The sequence below is a fragment of the Inquilinus sp. Marseille-Q2685 genome (assembly GCF_916619195.1).
In the GTDB taxonomy this organism is placed as follows: domain Bacteria; phylum Pseudomonadota; class Alphaproteobacteria; order DSM-16000; family Inquilinaceae; genus Inquilinus.
Window position 1 is genome coordinate 534,490 of the sequence record NZ_CAKAKL010000002.1, and the last position, 20,511, is coordinate 555,000.

17 protein-coding genes, 2 tRNA genes and 2 rRNA genes (1 of these 21 only partly in view) are annotated in these 20,511 nt (G+C 69.5%); 19 read left to right on the forward strand and 2 right to left on the reverse strand.

The genetic code is table 11. The annotated features are described in order from the left end of the window. The 10 genes from LG391_RS11565 to LG391_RS11610 all read left to right on the forward strand — a co-directional run bounded on the left by LG391_RS11565 (position 1) and on the right by LG391_RS11610 (position 9,537). Positions 1-762, forward strand: a complete 762-nt coding sequence (locus LG391_RS11565; RefSeq protein ID WP_225768165.1) for a 16S rRNA (uracil(1498)-N(3))-methyltransferase — start codon at positions 1-3, stop codon at positions 760-762. A gap of 32 nt (positions 763-794) precedes the next feature. Further along, on the forward strand, positions 795-2,159 hold the full coding sequence (locus LG391_RS11570) for a glutamate--cysteine ligase (protein ID WP_225768166.1): 1,365 nt from the start codon (positions 795-797) through the stop codon (positions 2,157-2,159). 117 nt (positions 2,160-2,276) lie between these two features. Further along, complete coding sequence (locus LG391_RS11575) at positions 2,277-3,689, forward strand: circularly permuted type 2 ATP-grasp protein (protein WP_225768167.1); 1,413 nt, start codon at positions 2,277-2,279, stop codon at positions 3,687-3,689. A gap of 31 nt (positions 3,690-3,720) precedes the next feature. Continuing rightward, positions 3,721-4,659, forward strand: a complete 939-nt coding sequence (locus tag LG391_RS11580; RefSeq protein ID WP_225768168.1) for an alpha-E domain-containing protein — start codon at positions 3,721-3,723, stop codon at positions 4,657-4,659. A 13-nt stretch (positions 4,660-4,672) separates the two neighbouring features. Further along, complete coding sequence (locus LG391_RS11585; protein ID WP_225768169.1) at positions 4,673-5,500, forward strand: transglutaminase family protein; 828 nt, start codon at positions 4,673-4,675, stop codon at positions 5,498-5,500. 36 nt (positions 5,501-5,536) lie between these two features. Continuing rightward, positions 5,537-6,268, forward strand: coding sequence for a proteasome-type protease (locus LG391_RS11590; protein ID WP_225768170.1), 732 nt, complete (start codon positions 5,537-5,539; stop codon positions 6,266-6,268). 139 nt (positions 6,269-6,407) lie between these two features. After that, complete coding sequence (locus LG391_RS11595; protein WP_225768171.1) at positions 6,408-6,686, forward strand: hypothetical protein; 279 nt, start codon at positions 6,408-6,410, stop codon at positions 6,684-6,686. 171 nt (positions 6,687-6,857) lie between these two features. Next, entirely contained in the window at positions 6,858-8,465 is a 1,608-nt protein-coding gene (locus tag LG391_RS11600; protein WP_225768172.1) for a carboxyl transferase domain-containing protein, read from the forward strand. Between the two features lie 5 nt (positions 8,466-8,470). Beyond that, positions 8,471-8,764 (forward strand): hypothetical protein, encoded by a 294-nt coding sequence (locus LG391_RS11605; RefSeq protein ID WP_225768173.1) that lies wholly within the window; start codon positions 8,471-8,473, stop codon positions 8,762-8,764. Further along, the gene (locus tag LG391_RS11610; protein ID WP_225768174.1) at positions 8,761-9,537 is read left to right on the forward strand and encodes an enoyl-CoA hydratase-related protein; all 777 of its coding nucleotides are present in this window, start codon (positions 8,761-8,763) and stop codon (positions 9,535-9,537) included. Before LG391_RS11605 ends, LG391_RS11610 begins: the two co-directional genes overlap by 4 nt. Here LG391_RS11610 and LG391_RS11615 read toward each other — a convergent pair whose 3' ends face one another. Then, positions 9,538-9,912, reverse strand: a complete 375-nt coding sequence (locus tag LG391_RS11615) for a cbb3-type cytochrome c oxidase subunit I (RefSeq protein WP_225768175.1) — start codon at positions 9,910-9,912, stop codon at positions 9,538-9,540. 209 nt (positions 9,913-10,121) lie between these two features. Beyond that, the gene (locus tag LG391_RS11620; protein ID WP_225768176.1) at positions 10,122-12,131 is read right to left on the reverse strand and encodes a beta-N-acetylhexosaminidase; all 2,010 of its coding nucleotides are present in this window, start codon (positions 12,129-12,131) and stop codon (positions 10,122-10,124) included. A 99-nt stretch (positions 12,132-12,230) separates the two neighbouring features. Between LG391_RS11620 and LG391_RS11625 the strand changes: the two genes are divergently transcribed. The 9 genes from LG391_RS11625 to LG391_RS11665 form a co-directional block, all read left to right on the forward strand. Next, positions 12,231-13,472, forward strand: coding sequence for an FAD-binding oxidoreductase (locus LG391_RS11625; protein WP_225768177.1), 1,242 nt, complete (start codon positions 12,231-12,233; stop codon positions 13,470-13,472). An 82-nt stretch (positions 13,473-13,554) separates the two neighbouring features. Then, on the forward strand, positions 13,555-14,190 hold the full coding sequence (locus LG391_RS11630; RefSeq protein ID WP_225768178.1) for a LysE family translocator: 636 nt from the start codon (positions 13,555-13,557) through the stop codon (positions 14,188-14,190). Between the two features lie 77 nt (positions 14,191-14,267). Continuing rightward, entirely contained in the window at positions 14,268-16,235 is a 1,968-nt protein-coding gene (locus LG391_RS11635; RefSeq protein ID WP_225768179.1) for an acetyl/propionyl/methylcrotonyl-CoA carboxylase subunit alpha, read from the forward strand. 1 nt (position 16,236) lies between these two features. Further along, positions 16,237-17,139: a hydroxymethylglutaryl-CoA lyase gene (locus tag LG391_RS11640; protein WP_225768180.1), complete on the forward strand. Its 903-nt coding sequence runs from the start codon at positions 16,237-16,239 to the stop codon at positions 17,137-17,139. A 45-nt stretch (positions 17,140-17,184) separates the two neighbouring features. After that, the gene (locus LG391_RS11645) at positions 17,185-17,607 is read left to right on the forward strand and encodes a DUF1489 family protein (protein ID WP_225768181.1); all 423 of its coding nucleotides are present in this window, start codon (positions 17,185-17,187) and stop codon (positions 17,605-17,607) included. Between the two features lie 519 nt (positions 17,608-18,126). Further along, positions 18,127-19,612 (forward strand): 16S ribosomal RNA (locus tag LG391_RS11650). A 188-nt stretch (positions 19,613-19,800) separates the two neighbouring features. Continuing rightward, positions 19,801-19,877 (forward strand) — tRNA-Ile (locus LG391_RS11655). A gap of 44 nt (positions 19,878-19,921) precedes the next feature. Continuing rightward, positions 19,922-19,997: transfer RNA gene (locus tag LG391_RS11660), tRNA-Ala, on the forward strand. Between the two features lie 284 nt (positions 19,998-20,281). Next, a 23S ribosomal RNA gene (locus tag LG391_RS11665) occupies positions 20,282-20,511 on the forward strand (it continues 2,506 nt past the right edge of the window). The 16S and 23S rRNA genes sit together here with 2 tRNA genes alongside, the layout of an rRNA operon.

Below are 20,511 nucleotides of genomic sequence, written 5' to 3' on the forward strand. Positions count from 1 at the left end.
ATGACCTCCGACGCCCTGCCGCGCACCCGCTTGTTCGTCGATGCCCCGCTTGCGGCCGGGCAGTCGGCCCCGCTGACCGACACTCAGACTCACCATCTGCGCGGCGTGCTGCGTCTCGATGCCGGGGCCGGCGTGCGCCTGTTCAACGGCCGCGATGGCGAGTGGCGGGGACGGCTCGGGAACTTCGGCAGGAAGGACGCCGGCCACGCTGTCGCGGATGAACAGATCCGCCCGCCTGCCCCCGCGCCCGATCTCTGGCTCTGCTTCGCCCCGGTGAAGAAGGATGCGGTCGACGCGGTGGTGGAGAAGGGGACCGAGCTCGGCGCGTCCGTGCTGCAGCCGGTCTTCACCCGCTACACCGACGTCCAGCGCGTCAATCTCGACCGGCTGCGCGCCCATGCGGTGGCGGCGGCCGAGCAATCCGAGCGGCTGGACGTGCCGGCGGTGCGAGACCCGGTCGGGCTCGATGCCCTGCTGGCCGCCTGGCCGGCGGGGCGGACCCTGCTGGTCTGCGCCGAGGCCGGCGAGGCCCGTCCCCTGGCCGAGGCCGCGGCGGAAGCATCCGGCCCCGCCGCGCTGCTGGTCGGCCCGGAGGGCGGCTTCGCGCCGGCGGAGCTGGACGCCCTGATTCGTCACGAATTTGTTCGACCCGTCGGCCTCGGCCCCCGTATCCTGCGCGCCGACACGGCGGCCATCGCCGCGCTCGCGGTCTGGCAATCGCTGGCCGGCGACGGGCGCGGCCGGCCGCCGCATCGCGTCTGATACCCACCGTTCCGACACCCGAGTACCCGCCCATGTCCGGTCCCCAGAGCGCCAGCGCCGCACCGATCGAAAGCAAGGCGCAGCTCGTCGACTATCTCGCCGCCGGGTCCAAGCCGCCCGAGGACTGGCGCATTGGCACCGAGCACGAGAAGTTCGCCTTTCGCCTGTCGGACCTGAAGCCGCTGCCCTATGACGGGCCGGACGGCATCCGCGCCGTGCTCGAAGGCCTGGCCGGCTGCGGCTGGGAGCGGGTGGAGGAGAACGGCAACCTGATCGCGCTGGCCCGCGGCAAGGCCTCGGTGACGCTGGAACCGGGCGGCCAGGTCGAGCTGTCGGGCGCGCCGCTGCGCAGCATCCACGACACCTGCGCCGAGGTCGCCGACCACCTGGCCCAGGTGAAGCGGGTCGGGGAGCGGCTTGGCATCGGCATGATCGGTCTCGGCTTCCAGCCGAAATGGCGGCGCGAGGACATCCCCTGGATGCCCAAGGGCCGCTACAAGATCATGCGCGACTACATGCCGAAGCGCGGATCGCTGGGCCTCGACATGATGACCCGCACCTGCACGGTGCAGGTCAATCTCGACTTCGCCTCCGAAGCCGACATGGTGAAGAAGTTCCGCACCAGCCTGGCGCTGCAGCCGGTGGCGACGGCGCTGTTCGCCAACTCGCCCTTCACCGAGGGCCGGCCGAACGGGTTCCAGAGCCTGCGCAGCCACATCTGGACCGACACCGACCCCGACCGCACCGGCGACCTGCCCTTCGTGTTCGAGGACGGCTTCGGCTTCGAGCGCTATGTCGACTACCTGCTCGACGTGCCGATGTACTTCGTCTACCGCGACGGCCGCTACATCGACGCCGCCGGGCACAGCTTCCGCGCCTTCCTCAAGGGCGAGCTGCCGGTCCATCCCGGCCATCTGCCGACCCTGAACGATTGGGCCGACCACCTGACCACCGCCTTCCCCGAGGTGCGGCTGAAGCGATACCTGGAGATGCGCGGCGCCGACGGCGGGCCGTGGTCGCGCCTGTGCGCCCTGCCGGCGCTGTGGGTCGGGCTGCTCTATGACGACACGGCGCTCGGCGCCGCCTGGGACCTGGTCAAGGACTGGACCACCGAGGAGCGGGCGGCGCTGCGCCGCGATGTGCCGCGCCTCGGCCTCGCCACCCCGTTCCGCGGCGGCACGGTGCGCGACGTGGCGCTGCGGGTGCTGGCGATCGCCCGCCAGGGCCTGGCCGCCCGGGCCCGGACGGACGCCATCGGCGGCACCGAGGAGGGCTTCCTCAACGATCTGCAGCGCATCGCCGACAGCGGCGAGACCCAGGCCTCGGAGATGCTGCGCCGCTACGAGACCGAATGGGGCGGCTCGGTCGACCCGGTCTTCACCGCCTACGCCTATTGACCCGGCAGGCTTTGCTGGAATTTTAGGCATCCTCCGCCGGCCACCGCGGAATTTTGCTTGCGGTCGGTGGCACATGCCTTGCTTGATGATCGGGTCGAGCAGGGACGTGCCGGAGGGATGGTGCAGGCATTCGACGAAATGGGCGGAGGACCGGTCCGGTCCCCCTATGCGGCCCTGGCGGATTGGCTGGCGACGACGCCGGCCTCGGTCTTCGATCTCAAGCGCCGGGAGGCGGCGGCGCTGTTCCGCCGCATCGGCATCACCTTCGCGGTCTATGGCGAGGGCGGCGACCCGGAGCGGCTGATCCCCTTCGACATCATGCCCCGCGTGCTCGACGCCGCCGAATGGCGGCATCTGGAGCAGGGGCTGGTGCAGCGGGTGCGGGCGCTCAACGCCTTCCTGCACGACGTCTATCACGGCCAGGAGATCCTGCGCGCCGGCCAGGTGCCGGAGCGGCTGGTGCTGCACAACCCCGGCTACCTGCCGGAGATGCAGGGCCTGGACCCGCCCGGCGGCATCTACACCCACATCGCCGGCATCGACATCGTCCGGGTCGGGCCGAACGAGTTCTACGTGCTGGAGGACAATGTCCGCACGCCGTCCGGCGTCTCCTACATGCTGGAAGGCCGCGAGATGATGATGCGGCTGTTCCCCGATCTGTTCGCCCGGCACAGCGTCGCCCCGGTCGAGCACTACCCGCAGGAGCTGCTGGCCACCCTGTGCTCGATCGCGCCGCGCAACTGCGAGGGCGAGCCGACGGTCGCGCTCCTGACCCCCGGCATCTACAACAGCGCCTATTTCGAGCACAGCTTCCTGGCCGACCGGATGGGCATCGAGCTGGTGGAGGGGCCGGACCTGTTCGTGCGCGACGCCGTGGTCTACATGCGCACCACCCGCGGGCCGAAGCGGGTCGACGTGATCTACCGCCGGATCGACGACGACTTCCTCGACCCGCTGGTGTTCAACCCGGATTCGGTGCTCGGCGTGCCCGGGCTGTACCACGCCTACCGCGCCGGCAACGTGGCGCTGGCCAACGCCATGGGCACCGGCATCGCCGACAACAAGGCGATGTACATCCACGTCCCGGCGATGATCCGCTTCTATCTGGGCGAGGAGCCGATCCTGAAGAACGTCCCGACCTGGGACTGCTCCAAGCCCGACGAATGCGCCCATGTCCTCGCCAGGCTGGACGAGCTGGTGGTCAAGGAGGTGGCGGGATCGGGCGGCTACGGCATGCTGGTCGGGCCGACCGCCAGCCGGGCCGAGCGCGAGGCCTATGCCGAGCGGGTCCGCGCCCAGCCGGACCTGTTCATCGCCCAGCCGACCCTGGCGCTGTCGACCTGCCCGACCTTCGTCGACCAGGGCGTTGCGCCGCGCCATGTCGACCTGCGCCCCTTCGTCCTGACCGGCCAGGATCGGGTGCGGATCGTGCCCGGCGGGCTGACACGGGTGGCGCTGCGCGAAGGCTCGCTGGTGGTCAACTCCAGCCAGGGAGGCGGCACCAAGGACACCTGGGTGCTGACGGCATGATGGTGCAGGGACTCAAGACAGGGTCATCGGGATGCTGAGCCGCACCGCCGACAGCCTCTACTGGCTCGGCCGCTACGTCGAGCGCGCCGAGAATCTCGCCCGCATCCTCGAGGTGGCCGACCGCATGGCGCTGACCCCGAACAGCGGCGGCGCGCGGCAAGACGAATGGCACTCCGCCGTCGTCATCTCCGGCTGCGAGGAGGGCTTCTACAAGAAGCACAGCGCGGCGACCCCGGCCGCTGTCGTCGACTACATCGCCCGCGACCCCGACAACCCGTCCAGCATCCGCTCCTGCCTGCAGCGGGCGCGGACCAACGGGCGGGCGGTGCGCGCGGCGCTGACCCGGCCGATGTGGGAGACGTTGAACGCCACCTGGCTCGACCTCGATTCCCGCGAGGGGCGGATCGCTGGCGGCGATCTGCGCGACCTGCTGGAATGGGTCAAGGAACGGGCGATGCTGTTCCACGGCGCCGTCGCGGACACCATGCTGCGCGACGACGCCCACATCTTCCTGCAGCTCGGCACCATGCTGGAGCGCGCGGACAACACCGCCCGGCTGCTCGACGTGAAGTACCATGTGCTGCTGCCGGCCAATGAGGAGGTGGGCGGCGGGCTCGACTTCTATCAATGGGCGGCGGTGCTGCGCGGCGCCTCGGCGCTCGGCAGCTACGCCTATCTCTATCGCGACGGCATCAAGCCCTGGCAGGTGGCGGAGCTCTTGATCCTGCGGCCGGAGATGCCGCGCTCGCTGGCCGGCTGCCTCGGCGAGATGGTCGAACTGCTGGGCGAGCTCGCCGATCTCTACGGCCGCAAGCACGAATGCCAGCGGCTGGCCGGGGAGATGCATTCGCGCTTGCGCTACGGCCGCATCGACACGATCTTCGGCACCGGACTGCACGAATACCTGACCGCGTTCATCCAGCAGAACAACATCCTCGGCCTCGAGGTCAGCAAGGCCTATCTGATCTGATCCGTTCCGGCCCATGCGCCTCCTGATCCGCCACGAGACCCGCTACCGCTACGACAGCCCGGTCACCCGCACCCTGCAGACGCTGCGCCTGACGCCCCGGCCGCATGACGGGCAGGAGGTGCTGCGCTGGCGGGTGGTGCCGCCGGCCGGGGCCAGCCTCGTCCCGGGCGAGGATGGCTACGGCAACATCATCGACATGCTGTCGCTGGACCGGCCGCACGACGCGCTGACCCTGCTGGTCGAGGGCGAGGTCGACACCCGCGACACCGGCGGTGTCGTGACCGGGACCGAAGAGCGGTTCCCGCCGGCCTTCTACCTGCGCCCATCGCCGCTGGCCGGCGCGGACGCCGCGCTGGTCGAGCTGGCGGAACAGGCCGCGGCCGTGGCCGGGCGCGAACCTCTGGCCCTGGCCCATGCGCTGATGCTGGCGGTGCACGGCCGCATCGCCTTCCGGCCCGGCCTGACCCACGCCGCGACCACCGCGGCCGAGGCGCTGGCGGCCGGCACCGGCGTGTGCCAGGACCACACCCATGTCTTCCTCGCCTGCGCCCGCCATCTCGGCCTGCCGGCCCGCTACGTCTCGGGCTATCTGCTGATGGCCGACGGCAGCGTCGAGCAGGCGGCGGGCCACGCCTGGGCCGAGGCCTTCGTCGACGGGCTCGGCTGGGTCGGCTTCGACGCCGCCAACGGGATCTGCCCGACCGGGCACTATGTCCGCGTCGCCGTCGGGCTCGACTACTGCGACACCGCCCCGGTGCGCGGCCTGCGCCAGGGCGGCGGGGCCGAGGCGCTGGAGGTCGTGGTCCGCGTCGGCCAGTCCCAGACCCAGGCGCAGGCCTGACGGCAGCAACCCCATGATGATCCCGGATCCTCCCGCATGACCTACTGCCTCGGCCTCCTGCTCGAAGACGGGCTGGTGATGATCGCCGACACCCGCACCAATGCCGGGGTCGACAACATCTCCACCTTCCGCAAGATGCATGTCTGGGAGCGGCCGGGCGACCGGGTGATGGTGCTGCTGACGGCCGGCAATCTCGCCGTCACCCAGTCCGTGGTCGCCCTCTTGTCCGAGGCGGTCGACGCCGGCGACGGGCGCGAGAGCCTGGTCACCGCGCCGTCGATGTTCCGCTGCGCCGAGCTGGTGGGCGAGGCGGTGCGGTCGGTCTGGAACCGCGACGGCGAGGCGATGCAGCAGCATGCCGGCGGCTTCAACGCCTCCTTCCTGCTCGGCGGCCAGATCGCCGGGCGGCGCTGCCGGCTGTTCGAGATCTACCAGGCCGGCAACTTCATCGAGGCGACGGCCGACACGCCCTATCTCCAGATCGGCGAGCACAAATACGGCAAGCCGATCCTCGACCGGGCCGCGCGGTTCGAGACGCCGCTGATCGACGGGCTCAAGCTCGGCCTGGTGTCGATGGATTCGACCCTGCGCAGCAATCTCTCGGTCGGGCTGCCGATCGACATCGCGCTGTACCGCCGCGACGCGCTGAAGCTGGCCCTGCGCAAGCGGGTCGGCGAGGACGACGCCTACTTCTCCGGCCTGCGGCAGCGCTGGTCGGATGCGCTGCGGCAGGCCTATCAGGCCATCCCGAATCCGGATTGGGCATGACCAGACGAATCGAAGCGGGAACTATTTAGCAGGTTTCAAGGTTGAAATTGACGGGAGCCTGAACCACCCTTCCGGTGTTCTATCGGCGTAACGCCGTGTCCACGGCCCGACCGATAATGATAAAAGAGGAGATTGTGCCATGCGCATCGCGCTTCGTAGAACCGCCCTGCTTTCCGGTTTCGCTGCGCTCCTGGCGCTTGGCGCCTGCGCCCAGCCGCAGCAGCCCGCGGTCGTCGTGGGCGGCACTCCGCCAGCGCCTGCCACGCTGCCGGCCAATGTGCCGCCGGGCTCTACGCTCGAAAGCTCGACCACCGTCGTCGAGGGCGGCAATGTCGTGAACCGCTATGTCTATCGTGCGCCGAACCAGCTCATCACCAACGGCCCGCAGTGCACCAAGGGCGACCCGCAGTGCCCGTGATCGGTGCGGCGGTTGGAGAGATTTGAAAGGCGACAAAAAGGGGGCTTCGGCCCCCTTTCTTGTCGCGGGCATGGGGCTGGGATCATTCGGCAACTTTCTTTCTGCCCTTGCCCGGCCCCCTTCGTCCCGGCATGTTGCGCGGCAACGCCATTGGCTTGAGCTGGAGCGCCCATGCCCGTGCTGAACAGCGCGGTCGACCCCCGGTCCGCCGCCTTCCGCGACAACGAAGCGGCGATGCGTGCGGCCGTCGACGACCTGCAGGCCACCGTCGCCCGGATCAAGCTGGGCGGCGGCCAGGCGGCCCGCGACCGGCACGTCGCCCGGGGCAAGCTGCTGCCGCGCGACCGGATCCGCGCGCTGCTCGACCCCGGCGCGCCGTTCCTCGAGCTGTCGCAGCTGGCCGGCCACGGCGTCTACCGCGAGGATGTGCCGGCCGCCGGCATCATCACCGGCATCGGCCCGGTCTCCGGCCAGGAATGCGTCATCGTCGTCAACGATGCGACGGTGAAGGGCGGCACCTATTATCCGCTGACGGTGAAGAAGCATCTGCGGGCGCAGGAGATCGCGCGCGAGAACACCCTGCCCTGCCTCTATCTGGTCGATTCCGGGGGCGCCTTCCTGCCGCTGCAGGACGAGGTCTTTCCCGACCGCGACCATTTCGGCCGGATCTTCTACAACCAGGCAACGATGTCGGCCGCCGGCATTCCGCAGGTCGCGGTGGTGATGGGCTCCTGCACCGCCGGCGGCGCCTATGTCCCGGCGATGTCGGATGAATCCGTCATCGTCAAGGGCCAGGGCACGATCTTCCTCGGCGGCCCGCCGCTGGTGAAGGCGGCGACCGGCGAGGTGGTCTCCGCCGAGGATCTCGGCGGCGCCGACGTGCACAGCCGCGTCTCCGGCGTCACCGACCACTACGCCCAGGACGACCATCACGCCCTGGCGATCGCCCGCCGCATCGTCGCCAATCTCAACCGGGTGAAGCGGCCGGACCTGGCGCTGCGCGACCCGGCGGAGCCGCTGTACCCGGCCACGGATCTCTACGGCATCGTCGGCACCGACCTGAAGAAGCCCTTCGACGTGCGCGAGGTGATCGCCCGCCTGGTCGACGGCTCGGAGTTCGACGAGTTCAAGGCGCTGTACGGCACCACGCTGGTCTGCGGCTTCGCCCATCTCTGGGGCATCCCCGTCGGCATCGTCGCCAACAACGGCATCCTGTTCTCGGAAAGCGCGCTGAAGGGCGCGCATTTCGTCGAGCTGTGCTGCCAGCGCGGCATTCCGCTGTTGTTCCTGCAGAACATCACCGGCTTCATGGTCGGCTCGAAATACGAACGCGGCGGCATCGCCAAGGACGGCGCCAAGCTGGTCACCGCCGTCGCCTCCGCCCGGGTGCCGAAGCTGACCCTGCTGACCGGCGGCAGCTTCGGCGCGGGCAATTACGGCATGTGCGGCCGCGCCTACGGGCCGCGCTTCCTGTTCATGTGGCCGAACGCCCGGATCTCGGTGATGGGCGGCGAGCAGGCGGCGAACGTCCTGGCCCAGGTGCGGCGCGACGGCATCGAGGCCAAGGGCGAGACCTGGCCGGAGGCGGAGGAGGAGGCGTTCAAGGCGCCGATCCGCGACCAGTATGAGCGGCAGGGCCACCCCTACTATGCCTCGGCCCGGCTGTGGGACGACGGGGTGATCGACCCGGCGGACAGCCGGCGGGTGCTGGCGCTGGCGCTGTCGGCGGCGCTGAACGCGCCGATCGAGCCGACCCGGTTCGGCGTATTCCGGATGTGAGCGGAATGGTTCAGAGCAACTTCTTCGAATGGCTCGGCGAGACGCTGGGCGGGGTGATCGGCTTCATCATTCGCGCGATCCGGGCGGTGGTCGACGGCCTGGGCGGCGCCGTCGACGACTTCCTCGACGGCATGGCCCGCGCGATCGGGATGAACAGCTCGATCTTCTCCTTCGCGCTGCTGATCCTCGGCCTGTTCCTGCTCTACACTTGCGTCCGCGCCTTCATCGCCAAATCGATCGTGGCGGGGATCGTCTGGGCGGTGCTGGGGCTGATGGTGCTGAGCTGGGTGGTACGATGAGCGCGGTCCGGGTCGAGATCGAGAATGGCGTCGGCACGGTGGTCATCGACCGGCCGGACCGCCACAACGCCTTCGACGAACATGTCATCGCCGACCTGACCGCGGCTTTCGCCGGGTTCGGCGCCGATGATGCCGTGCGCGCGGTGGTGCTGCGCGGCGCGGGCAAGAGCTTCTCGGCCGGGGCCGATCTCGACTGGATGCGCCGCATGGCGGCCTATGACGAGGCCGCCAACCTGGCCGACGCCCGGGCGCTCGCGGCGCTGATGCGGACGATCGACACGCTGCCGAAGCCGACGGTCGCCCTGGTCCAAGGGGCGGCCTATGGCGGCGGGGTCGGCCTCGTCGCCTGCTGCGACATCGCCATCGCCACCGAGGCGGCGTCCTTCTCGCTGTCCGAGGTCAAGCTCGGCCTGATCCCGGCGGTGATCAGCCCCTATGTCGTGCGCGCCATCGGCGCCCGGGCCGCTCGCAGGTACTTCCTGACCGCCGAGCGCTTCGATGCGGTCGAGGCCCGGCGCCTCGGTCTGGTGCACGAGCTGGTGGCGGGCGACGGGCTTGAGGAGGCGGCGCGGCAGATCTTGTCGGCGCTGCGCGGCAACGGCCCGGTGGCGGTGCGGGCGGCCAAGGATCTGGTCGCGGCGGTGGCCGGCCGGCCGCCGGCCGAGGGCGAGGACGACTGCGCCCGCCGCATCGCCGCGATCCGCGCCGGCGAGGAGGGCAGGGAAGGCGTCGCCGCCTTCCTGGAGAAGCGGAAGCCGTCCTGGCTCATGTGATCAGCCCGCCGGCGTGGTCCGGGCCCGCAGGACGTTGACCAGGAACAGGACCATCGAGGCGAGCGTGAACAGCGAGCCGATGATGACCACGGCCTGCTGTTCCTGGGTGACGGCGAGATAGATGCCGACCGGCAGCAGGATCGCCCCGGCCAGCGCGATCCAGAAATGCAGCACGGCCAGCCCGCCGCCCTTGGCGAGCCCGACCCGGTAGCCGATGCCGAACAGGGCGAGCGAGACCCAGCCGACGAGATTGACATGGGTGTGCACCGGCACCAGCCGGAAGTCATGGGCCATGCCCATCTGGATCCCGAGCAGCATGCCGGCCAGCCCCAGCAGCACGGCCAGGATGAAGAATGCTCTGTCGATGCTGTGCATCTTTCCCCTCGTTGACCGCCGCCGGCGCCCGGATCGGCACGGGCCGGTCCGGTCCCGCCGCGCCGGAGGATGCGCCGAATCGCCGTGGCCGACCTGTTACGGACGGCACAGGACGCTTCGGCGCATCCCCGTCCCCTGCGCGATCCCAGTGTCGTCCGATCGCGGCGCCGGGGCACTCCCCGAGGATTAGGGGGTCTGCCTGCCGCGGATCACTCCGCCCAATGCCCGTACAGGTTCGGCATCAGCCCCATCAGGGCGCTGAAGCGCGCCCAGGACTTCGACTCCTTGCGGGTCCAGCCGGCTTCGGCGATGGCCGAAAGCCTGGGGAAGACCAGGCGGTCGAACACCGCGCGGTCGGTCATCGGCTCGGACCAGATGCAGGCCTGGACCCCCATCAGGTGCTGCCGCTGGTCCTCGGTCCAGCCCTGGGTGGCCTCGAACTCGTAGGTCTCCTGCGGGCCCGACCATCCGGCCCAGCCGGCGCCCGGCTCGGACCAGGCGGTGCCCTGCGACATGTCGAGATAGTAGCGCTGCCCCGGCGCGACCACGATGTCGTAGCCGCGGCCGGCCAGCTCGGCGCTGACCTCGACCGAGCGCCAGCCGACCAGGTAGCTCCTGTCCTTCTCGATCACGTCGCCATGCGCCGCCTCCTCCCAGCCGCCGGTGACGACGCCGCGCGAGGCCAGGAAGCGCTGGACGCGCCGCAGGAACTCCGCCTGCAGCACGGCGGTCGCCGAGCCTTCAATGGCGTCGGCGCCGTGGCGGTTGCCGATCGTGTTGACCAGTGTCGCGTGCTGGTCCGCCAGCGCGTCGCCGCCGACCTGCCGCAGGCGGTCGAGCGCGAGCGGCGATCCCGACCAGGCGGCCAGCGGCACCTCGTCCGCACCGACATGGATGATCTTCGACGGGAACAGCGCGATCAGCTCGTCGAACACGGTCTCGAGGAAGCCGTAGACCGGCTCATGCGCCGGGTTCAGGCAGTTGTTGGGGAAGCCCTGCACCGACTGGTATTCGCCATGCTCGCCGGGGTCGCGCAGATGCGGCAGCGCCTGCAGCACGGCGTGGCAATGGCCGGGGATGTCGATCTCCGGCACCACGACGATGCCCAGCCGGTCGGCCTGGGCGACCAGCTCGCGGATGGCCTGCTTGCTGTAGTAGCCGCCCTGCGGCTCGGGGCCGGAGCCGAGCAGCGGCGGCAGCGCCAGACCGTGGCCGCGCCAGGCGCCGACCCGCGTCAGCTCCGGATAGGCGTCGATCTCGACCCGCCAGGCTTCGTCATCCGACAGGTGCCAGTGGAAGCGGTTCATCTTGCTCCAGGCCAGCAGCTGCAGGAACCGGGCGACCTCGGCCGAGGAATAGAACTGCCGGGCGACGTCGAGATGCGACCCGCGCCAGCCATGCGCCGGCGAATCCCGGATCTCGCCGGCCGCAGGGAACGAGAAGGTCTCGGGATGGCGCCGGGCGCCGCGCCAGATCTGGCCGAGCGTGATCAGCCCGTAGAGCAGGCCGGTGCGGGTGGAGGCTCGCACCGTGACGCCGGTCTCGGAGAAGGCGATGCGGTAGGCCTCAGGGCCGAAGCCCGGCTCGGTCGCCAGCCCGATGGCCAGGCCGCCCTCCGCCGCGGGCCGCACGATGCCCTCTGCCGGGAACAATGCGCCGGTCAGCTCGGCGAAGGCGGCGGCGGCCTGTTCGGCCTCGGGGCCCTCTCCCCTTGGCGCCAGCCCGGCGGGGACGGCGCGGCGGCCGCCGACGGCGACGGCCTCCGGCCAGGGGATGACGGAGACCGGCACCGGGGCCGACGCCGGCACGGGGAAGCGCTCGGTGCCCCGCTTCAGCGGCGCGTTGTCGGCGGCGGAATGCGTCGGCGCGACGGCGGCCGGCGCGGTCGAGCCGTCGGCCAGCACGACATAGGCGGTGGTGGCGCCGTCGGTCCAATGGCGGGGAGGATAGCTCAGCCCCCGTGCCGTCAGCGGCCAGCTGTCGCCGGGGGCCAGCTCGGTGTGCGGCGGGGGGGTGAACTCGGGATGGTTGGACAGCCGCGCCGTCAGCGCGCCGCCCTCGATGGTCGCGGCCGGGTCGATCCGGGCCGGGCCGCTGATGCGGAGCGTGAAGCCCGAGACCGTCCGGTCCGACCGGTTGGTCAGCCGCAGGGTATAGCTCAGGGCTTCGCCGCCCGCGGCGGGCTTCCAGAAGGTCTCGAGTCGGAACGGGGACGTCATCGGGGCAGCCCTTCGCGAGGAGGTGATGGTCTAGACCACGATGACGTGATTCGGCTTGGCCCGGATATGCTATGCGGGCGTCGGAAAGGCAGCCAGACCATGATCAGAAGCGATGTCGCCGTGCTCGGGGCCGGAATCGTCGGTGTCTCGACCGCCCTGCACCTGCAGGCGCGCGGCCGGTCGGTGGCGCTGGTCGACCGTCGCGGCCCGGGCGAGGAGACCAGCCACGGCAATGCCGGGCTGATCGAGCGCGCCAGCGTCGTGCCCTATGCCTTCCCGCGCTCGCTGCTCGACCTGCTGCGCTATGCGTCGAACCGCCGGATCGACGCCCGCTACCACTGGACCTTCCTGCCGCGGATCGCGCCCTGGCTGTTCCAGTACTGGCGCCATTCCTCCCCGGTCCGCCTGGCCGAGGCGGCGCGGGCGATGCTGCCGCTGATCGAGCGCTGCCTGGACGAGCACCGGCCATTGCTGGAGCAGGCCGGCATCACCCATCTGGCACGCGACACCGGCTGGCTTTCCGTGTACCGCAGCGCCCGCAGCCTGGAGGCCGCGGTGGCGGGGACGGCCGCCGCGGCTGCCCATGGCCTCGGCTTCGCCGTGCTCGACCCGGCGCAGGTCCGGGCGCTGGAGCCGCATCTGGCGGACGGGCTGGCCGGCGGCGTGCACTGGAAGGACCCGGTCTCGGTCTCCGATCCCGGCGCCGTCACCAGGGGCTATGCCGAGCTGTTCCTGCGCCGCGGCGGCCGTCTGGTGCAGGCCGACGCCCGGTCGCTGCAGCCGGCGGAGGGCGGCTGGAGCCTGCAGGGGCCGGACGGTCCGGTGCTGGCGCACGACGCGGTGGTGGCGCTCGGCCCCTGGTCGGCCGACGTGATCCACCCGCTCGGCTACCGCCTGCCGCTCGCGGTCAAGCGCGGCTACCACATGCATTACCGGGCGCGCGGCAACGCCGTGCTGCACCGCCCGGTGCTGGACGAGGAGCGGGGCTATCTGCTGACGCCGATGGCGCGCGGCCTGCGCCTGACCACGGGAGTCGAGATGGGCCACCGCGATGCGCCGCCGACGCCGGTGCAGCTCGAGGCGGCAGAGGCTTCGGCGCGGACCCTGTTCCCGCTGGACGGCCGGGTGGACGACCGGCCCTGGATGGGCGCGCGGCCCTGCCTGCCCGACATGCGGCCGGTGATCGGGCCGGCACCGCGGCACAGGGGGCTGTGGCTCGCCTTCGGCCATGCCCATCACGGCTTCACCCTGGGGCCGGTCACCGGCCGCCTCCTGGCCGAGATGATCACCGGCGCCGAGACCGTGGTCGATCCGTTCCCCTACCGCGCCGACCGGTTCTGAGAGCGGGACGGCCATGCGTCCGCCGGACTGGCGGGCGACAGGCACTGCCCTAGGATCGGTCGTCCCCAGATCCGAGGTCCGCTTGTTCGATCCGGCAACGCTCGCCCTGTTCATGGCCGCCGCCCTGGCGCTGAACCTCACGCCCGGGCCGGACATGCTGTTCTGCTTCGCCAACGGCGTCGCCCGCGGCCCGCGCGCCGGTCTGGCCGCGGCGCTCGGCATCGGCGGCGGGGCGGCGGTGCACACCGTGGCGGCGGCGCTCGGCCTGACCGGGCTGTTCGCCGCCTCGCCCACGGCCTTCGAGATCCTGCGCTGGGGCGGGGCCGCCTATCTGCTGTGGCTGGCTGTCAAGGCGCTGCGCAGCACCGCCTCCGGCCTCGGCGCTGCCGGACCGATGGCGCCGAGGCCGGCGGGCCGGATCTTCCTCGACGGCATGGTCACCAACGTCCTGAACCCGAAGGTGGCGCTGTTCTTCATCGCCTTCCTGCCGCAATTCGTCGATCCGGCGCACAGCGCGGCGCTGCAGATCCTGGTGCTGGGCACGTTGCTGAACGTCTCCGGCACCGCGGTGAACGCCATCGTCGGCATGTCCTCGGGCGGTGTCGGCCGGCTGCTGTCGCGGCGGCCGGTCGCGGCGCGGCTGCTGAACGGCTTCACCGGCATCGTCTTCCTCGGCCTCGCGGCGCGGCTGGTGCTGGCCGACGGGCGGCCGAAATAGGGTTTCGATTTCCCGCGTGCGCCGCGGACCGGCCCTGTTAGATTGTTGCTCAACCAAGCGGCTGTTCCGGGACGGGAATGTTCGACACGCTTCTGATCGCCAATCGGGGGGAGATCGCCTGCAGAGTGATCCGCACGGCGCGGCGCCTCGGCCTGCGCACCGTCGCAGTCCATTCCGACGCCGATGCCGGGGCGCGCCATGTCGCCGAGGCCGATCTGGCGGTCCGCATCGGTCCGGCCCCGGCCCGCGACAGCTATCTGAAGATCGACGCCATCCTGGCCGCGGCGAAGGCGGCCGGCGCCCAGGCGATCCACCCCGGCTACGGCTTCCTGTCGGAGAATGCGGCGTTCGCCGAGGCCTGCGCCGAGGCCGGCATCACCTTCGTCGGTCCGCCGCCGTCGGCGATCCGCGCCATGGGCGGCAAGAGCGAGGCCAAGGCGCTGATGGCGGCGGCCGGCGTGCCGCTGGTGCCGGGCTATCACGAGGCCGACCAGGATCCCGCCCGGCTGGCGGCCGAGGCGGCGAAGATCGGCTTCCCGGTGCTGATCAAGGCCTCGGCTGGCGGCGGCGGCAAGGGCATGCGCGTGGTCGAGCGGGCGGAGGATTTCGCCGCCCAGCTGGCCGGCGCCCAGCGCGAGGCTGCTTCCTCCTTCGGCAACGACCGGGTGCTGATCGAGCGCTATCTGGCCCGGCCGCGCCATGTCGAGATCCAGGTCTTCGCCGACGGGCACGGGAACTGCGTCTATCTATTCGAGCGCGACTGCTCGATCCAGCGCCGCCACCAGAAGGTGGTGGAGGAGGCGCCGGCCCCCGGCCTCGACCCCGCGATCCGCAAGGCGATGGGCGAGGCGGCGGTCGCTGCCGCGAAGGCGATCGGCTATGTCGGCGCCGGCACGGTCGAGTTCCTGCTCGACACCGACGGCCGCTTCTACTTCATGGAGATGAACACCCGGCTTCAGGTCGAGCATCCGGTGACCGAGGCGATCACCGGGCTCGACGTGGTCGAATGGCAGCTGCTGGTCGCGGCCGGCGGGACCCTGCCGCTGGGCCAGGACGACCTCGCCATCAACGGCGCCGCGATCGAGGTCCGGCTCTATGCCGAGGACCCGCAGGCCGGGTTCCTGCCGCAGACCGGGCGGCTGGCGCATCTGGCCCTGCCCGAGGCGCCGCCGCATGTCCGCATCGATTCGGGCGTCCGCCAGGGCGATGCGATCTCGATCCATTACGACCCGATGATCGCCAAGCTGATCGTCTGGGACCATGACCGGCCGGCCGCGGTGCGGCGGCTGGCCCGGGCGCTGGACCAGGCCCGGATCGCCGGCCTGGCCACCAATCTCGACTTCCTGCGGGCGATCGCGCGCCACCCGGCCTTCGCCGCCGCCGAGCTCGACACCGGCTTCATCGCCCGCCATGGGGCGGATCTGCTGCCGCCGCCCGCGCCGGCCTCCTCCGAGGACATCGCGCTCGCGGCGCTCGGCCTCGTGCTCGGCCGCGACCGTGACCGGTCCAGCCCCTGGGCTCTGGCCGACGGCTGGCGGCTGAACGACGAATCGGTGGAGATGCTGCGCCTGACCGATCGCGACGCCGAGATCCCGGTGGCGGTGCGTTACCGTCGCCATGGCGGGCTGTCGATCGGCACGCCGGATGGGCCGGTCGAGGCCGGCGGCACGCTGGTGAACGGCGAGCTGACCGCCCGGCTCGGCGACCGCACGGCGAGGGCGACGATCGTGGTGTCCGACGAGCGCATCGCAGTGCTGCGCGACAGCGCCGACCGGGTGTTCGGCGTCATCGACCCGCTGGCCCATGCCGGCGAGGAGGCCGGCGCCGGCAGCCGGCTGACCGCGCCGATGCCCGGCCGGGTGATCGCGGTGCTGGTCGAGGCCGGCGCCAAGGTGACCAAGGGCCAGCCGCTGATCGTGCTGGAGGCGATGAAGATGGAGCACACCGTGGCCGCGCCGGCGGACGGCACCGTCACCAGCCTGCCCTTCTCGGCCGGCGACCAGGTGGACGAGGGCGTGGCCCTGATCGGCTTCGAGGCCGCCTGACATGCTTCCGGCCAGGGTCCGCATCGTCGAGGTCGGTCCGCGCGACGGGCTGCAGAACGAAAAGGCGGTGGTGCCGCTCGAGGCCAAGGTCGGGCTGATCGACCGCCTGTCGGCCACCGGGCTGACGGTGATCGAGGCCGGCGCCTTCGTCAGCCCGAAATGGGTGCCGCAGATGGCCGATTCGGCCGAGGTGATGGCCCGGATCAACCGCGCGCCCGGCATCTCCTATCCGGTGCTGGTGCCGAACGAGACCGGCCTCGACGCCGCGCTCGCCGCCGGGGCGACCGAGATCGCCGTGTTCGGCGCCGCTTCGGAGAGCTTCAGCCGCCGCAACATCAACTGCTCGATCGCCGAGAGCCTGGCCCGGTTCGCCCCGGTCGTCGCCCGCGCCCGGGCCGCCGGGCTGAAGGTGCGCGGCTATGTCTCCTGCGTGCTCGGCTGTCCTTATGAAGGAGAGGTGCCGCCGGCCAAGGTGGCCGAGGTGTCGGCCGCGCTGTTCGATCTCGGCTGCTACGAGATCAGCCTGGGCGACACCATCGGCGTCGGCACGCCGGGCAAGGCCGTGGCGATGATCGAGGCGGTAGCGGTGCGGATTCCGCGCGAGTCGCTGGCGGTCCATTTCCACGACACCTACGGCATGGCTGTCGCCAACATCCACGCGGCGCTGCAGCGCGGAATCGCCGTGGTCGATTCGGCGGTGGCGGGGCTCGGCGGCTGCCCCTATGCCAAGGGCGCCACCGGCAATGTCGCAACCGAGGATGTGGTCTATCTTCTCGACGGCCTCGGCATCGCCAGCGGCGTCGCTCTGGACCGGCTGCTCGATGCGACCCGATTCATCTCGGGTGTGCTCGACCGGCCGCCGGCCTCCAGGGTGGCCCGCGCGCTGATCGCGCGCGACGCCTGATCCATCCCGAAGCGTGGCCGCGGAAGGCGCGGCCATGGAGGAACCGTGCCTGTCCATCTGTTGAAGGTCGCCGTCGGCATCTCCGAACCGGCCCAGCTCGCCACGGTCCAGCAGGGCCGGCGCCATGTCGTCGACGGGCGCGAGGTCGTCTACGGCTACACCAAGCGCATGCCCACGCGGCGGGACGAGTTGATCGATGGCGGCTCGATCTTCTGGGTGATCCGCCACGTCATCCTGGTGCGGCAGCCGATCCTCGACATGTTCATGGTGACCGACGAGGACGGCGACACCTATTGCCGGCTGCTGTACGACCCGGAGCTGACGGCGGTGGAGGCCCGGCCGCTGCGTGCCTTCCAGGGCTGGCGCTATCTCGATCCGGATGCCGCGCCGCGCGACCTGGGGGTATCGTCGGAGAGCGACCTGCCGGCCCATCTGCAGCAGGAGCTCAGGGCTCTCGGGCTGCTCTGAGCGGGGCGTCCGGGGGCTCGGAAAAGAAATTCACGGAAGTGCAAAAAAGCTCTTGCGTGCCCCGGATCACCCCCCTATAAACCCGCTCACCGACGGCGACGCCGCGGCGACGAACTCGAAAGAGAGCGACGCAGCGGCAGGCAGCCAAAAGGGGTTGCAAAAGCCTGGTCGGTAACTTACATCGGCGTTTCTGCCCTGGCGGGCCGGCCCTGGAAGGGGAAGGCGCGACGGGCGGATGCGGCTCTGGAGCCGGGGAGACCCGAGCGAAGGGCGACGGATCTTGGACAAGTGAGAAGAAGTGGAGAAGGGATACGCGGCCGGCGGTTTGGTCTCTCGGTGGAGGGCGAAACAAGCGGGCGCGGTATCTCGGACGCTAGTAGAGTCATGAGCGGTTTGCCGGAGAGATCTGGCGGATCGTTGGATGGCTCAGGTGTGTGAGGTGCGGCTCTGACCGAGAGGTTGGAGTTGAGCGCTCCACTAGTAGGGTTGTTCTGGCTTCGGCCGGGATGATCTGAAGTCGAACCTGAGAGTTTGATCCTGGCTCAGAACGAACGCTGGCGGCAGGCCTAACACATGCAAGTCGAACGCCCCGCAAGGGGAGTGGCGCACGGGTGAGTAACACGTGGGAACCTACCTTCTGGTACGGAACAACCAAGGGAAACTTTGGCTAATACCGTATACGACCTCCGGGTGAAAGATTTATCGCCGGAAGAGGGGCCCGCGTCCGATTAGGTAGTTGGTGGGGTAACGGCCTACCAAGCCGACGATCGGTAGCTGGTCTGAGAGGATGACCAGCCACACTGGGACTGAGACACGGCCCAGACTCCTACGGGAGGCAGCAGTGGGGAATATTGGACAATGGGCGCAAGCCTGATCCAGCCATGCCGCGTGAGTGATGAAGGCCTTCGGGTTGTAAAGCTCTTTCACCCACGACGATGATGACGGTAGTGGGAGAAGAAGCCCCGGCTAACTTCGGGCCAGCAGCCGCGGTAATACGAAGGGGGCAAGCGTTGTTCGGAATGACTGGGCGTAAAGGGCGCGTAGGCGGTTCGTTGCGTCAGATGTGAAAGCCCCGGGCTCAACCTGGGAACTGCATTTGATACGGGCGGGCTTGAATCCAAGAGAGGGTGGTGGAATTCCCAGTGTAGAGGTGAAATTCGTAGATATTGGGAAGAACACCAGTGGCGAAGGCGGCCACCTGGCTTGGTATTGACGCTGAGGCGCGAAAGCGTGGGGAGCAACCAGGATTAGATTCCCTGGTAGTCCACGCCGTAAACGATGTGTGCTAGCCGTCGGGCAGCTTGCTGTTCGGTGGCGCAGCTAACGCGATAAGCACACCGCCTGGGGAGTACGGTCGCAAGATTAAAACTCAAAGGAATTGACGGGGGCCCGCACAAGCGGTGGAGCATGTGGTTTAATTCGAAGCAACGCGCAGAACCTTACCAACCCTTGACATGGGGAGTATGGGCCTGAGAGATCGGGTCCTTCAGTTCGGCTGGCTCCCACACAGGTGCTGCATGGCTGTCGTCAGCTCGTGTCGTGAGATGTTGGGTTAAGTCCCGCAACGAGCGCAACCCTCCTCTTCAGTTGCCATCATTGAGTTGGGCACTCTGGAGATACTGCCGGTGACAAGCCGGAGGAAGGCGGGGATGACGTCAAGTCCTCATGGCCCTTACGGGTTGGGCTACACACGTGCTACAATGGCGGTGACAGTGGGCAGCGAAGGGGCGACCTGGAGCTAATCCCCAAAAGCCGTCTCAGTTCGGATTGCACTCTGCAACTCGGGTGCATGAAGTTGGAATCGCTAGTAATCGCGGATCAGCACGCCGCGGTGAATACGTTCCCGGGCCTTGTACACACCGCCCGTCACACCATGGGAGTTGGTTTTACCCGAAGACGGTGCGCTGACCAGCAATGGGGGCAGCCGGCCACGGTGAGATCAGCGACTGGGGTGAAGTCGTAACAAGGTAGCCGTAGGGGAACCTGCGGCTGGATCACCTCCTTTCTAAGGATGCCCGACATGTCGGGAGCCTAGGATCCGATCATGGGTCTGAAGGCCGCCGGCCACGCATCCCTTCTCCGTTCCAGCCGATGACTTGGCTGGCCTAGGACGCAGCGCTTCTGGCGCCGATCGATCATGGATCGGCCTCAAGTAGCGAAGCGATAGGCCGAGCCATGTCATCAACTGCTTCAGGGCTAGTAGCTCAGCTGGTTAGAGCGCGCGCTTGATAAGCGTGAGGTCGGAGGTTCAAATCCTCCCTGGCCCACCAGATCGGCCTCAAGTAGCGCGAAGCGCGATAGGCCAACCATCGTTGGGGGCGTAGCTCAGTTGGGAGAGCGCGTGCTTTGCAAGCATGAGGTCGTCGGTTCGATCCCGTCCGCCTCCACCAATCTGGTGTGAGAAGACAGGGCCGGCGGCGAGAAGCTGGAACGTGAGAGGACAGAGATCCGTGGGCTTCGGCCCGCGGCAGATCGCGCAAGCGATCGCGGATATTGGACATTGTGAAGAGAATGCGAAGACGGAACGATCGCCGTCTTGGGCCTGAGGGGCTTGCCCCGACTGGTTCTAAGGCGAGGATTGTTCCGGCTGCGGGGAGAGGTGTCGATGTACGGAGAGAGTGTCCAGTAGGGCGCTTGCCTCTGTGCGCGGTGCTTCTCTTTGAGAAGAAGCTGAGATCAAGCGTCTAAGGGCATCTGGTGGATGCCTTGGCACTGAGAGGCGATGAAGGACGTGGCACGCTGCGATAAGCTGCGGGGAGGGGCGAGCACCCTTTGATCCGCAGATCTCCGAATGGGGCAACCCACCGCTTATGCGGTATCCGTACCTGAATCCATAGGGTGCGGAGGCGAACCCGGGGAACTGAAACATCTCAGTACCCGGAGGAAAGGACATCAACCGAGACT

Bases quoted from the DNA above. Each gene is read 5' to 3' on its own strand.
- LG391_RS11565 (WP_225768165.1), top strand. From the start codon at position 1: ATGACCTCCGACGCCCTGCCGCGCACCCGCTTGTTCGTCGATGCCCCG.
- LG391_RS11570 (WP_225768166.1), top strand. From the start codon at position 795: ATGTCCGGTCCCCAGAGCGCCAGCGCCGCACCGATCGAAAGCAAGGCG.
- LG391_RS11575 (WP_225768167.1), top strand. From the start codon at position 2,277: ATGGTGCAGGCATTCGACGAAATGGGCGGAGGACCGGTCCGGTCCCCC.
- LG391_RS11580 (WP_225768168.1), top strand. From the start codon at position 3,721: ATGCTGAGCCGCACCGCCGACAGCCTCTACTGGCTCGGCCGCTACGTC.
- LG391_RS11585 (WP_225768169.1), top strand. From the start codon at position 4,673: ATGCGCCTCCTGATCCGCCACGAGACCCGCTACCGCTACGACAGCCCG.
- LG391_RS11590 (WP_225768170.1), top strand. From the start codon at position 5,537: ATGACCTACTGCCTCGGCCTCCTGCTCGAAGACGGGCTGGTGATGATC.
- LG391_RS11595 (WP_225768171.1), top strand. From the start codon at position 6,408: ATGCGCATCGCGCTTCGTAGAACCGCCCTGCTTTCCGGTTTCGCTGCG.
- LG391_RS11600 (WP_225768172.1), top strand. From the start codon at position 6,858: ATGCCCGTGCTGAACAGCGCGGTCGACCCCCGGTCCGCCGCCTTCCGC.
- LG391_RS11605 (WP_225768173.1), top strand. From the start codon at position 8,471: ATGGTTCAGAGCAACTTCTTCGAATGGCTCGGCGAGACGCTGGGCGGG.
- LG391_RS11610 (WP_225768174.1), top strand. From the start codon at position 8,761: ATGAGCGCGGTCCGGGTCGAGATCGAGAATGGCGTCGGCACGGTGGTC.
- LG391_RS11615 (WP_225768175.1), bottom strand. From the start codon at position 9,912: ATGCACAGCATCGACAGAGCATTCTTCATCCTGGCCGTGCTGCTGGGG.
- LG391_RS11620 (WP_225768176.1), bottom strand. From the start codon at position 12,131: ATGACGTCCCCGTTCCGACTCGAGACCTTCTGGAAGCCCGCCGCGGGC.
- LG391_RS11625 (WP_225768177.1), top strand. From the start codon at position 12,231: ATGATCAGAAGCGATGTCGCCGTGCTCGGGGCCGGAATCGTCGGTGTC.
- LG391_RS11635 (WP_225768179.1), top strand. From the start codon at position 14,268: ATGTTCGACACGCTTCTGATCGCCAATCGGGGGGAGATCGCCTGCAGA.
- LG391_RS11640 (WP_225768180.1), top strand. From the start codon at position 16,237: ATGCTTCCGGCCAGGGTCCGCATCGTCGAGGTCGGTCCGCGCGACGGG.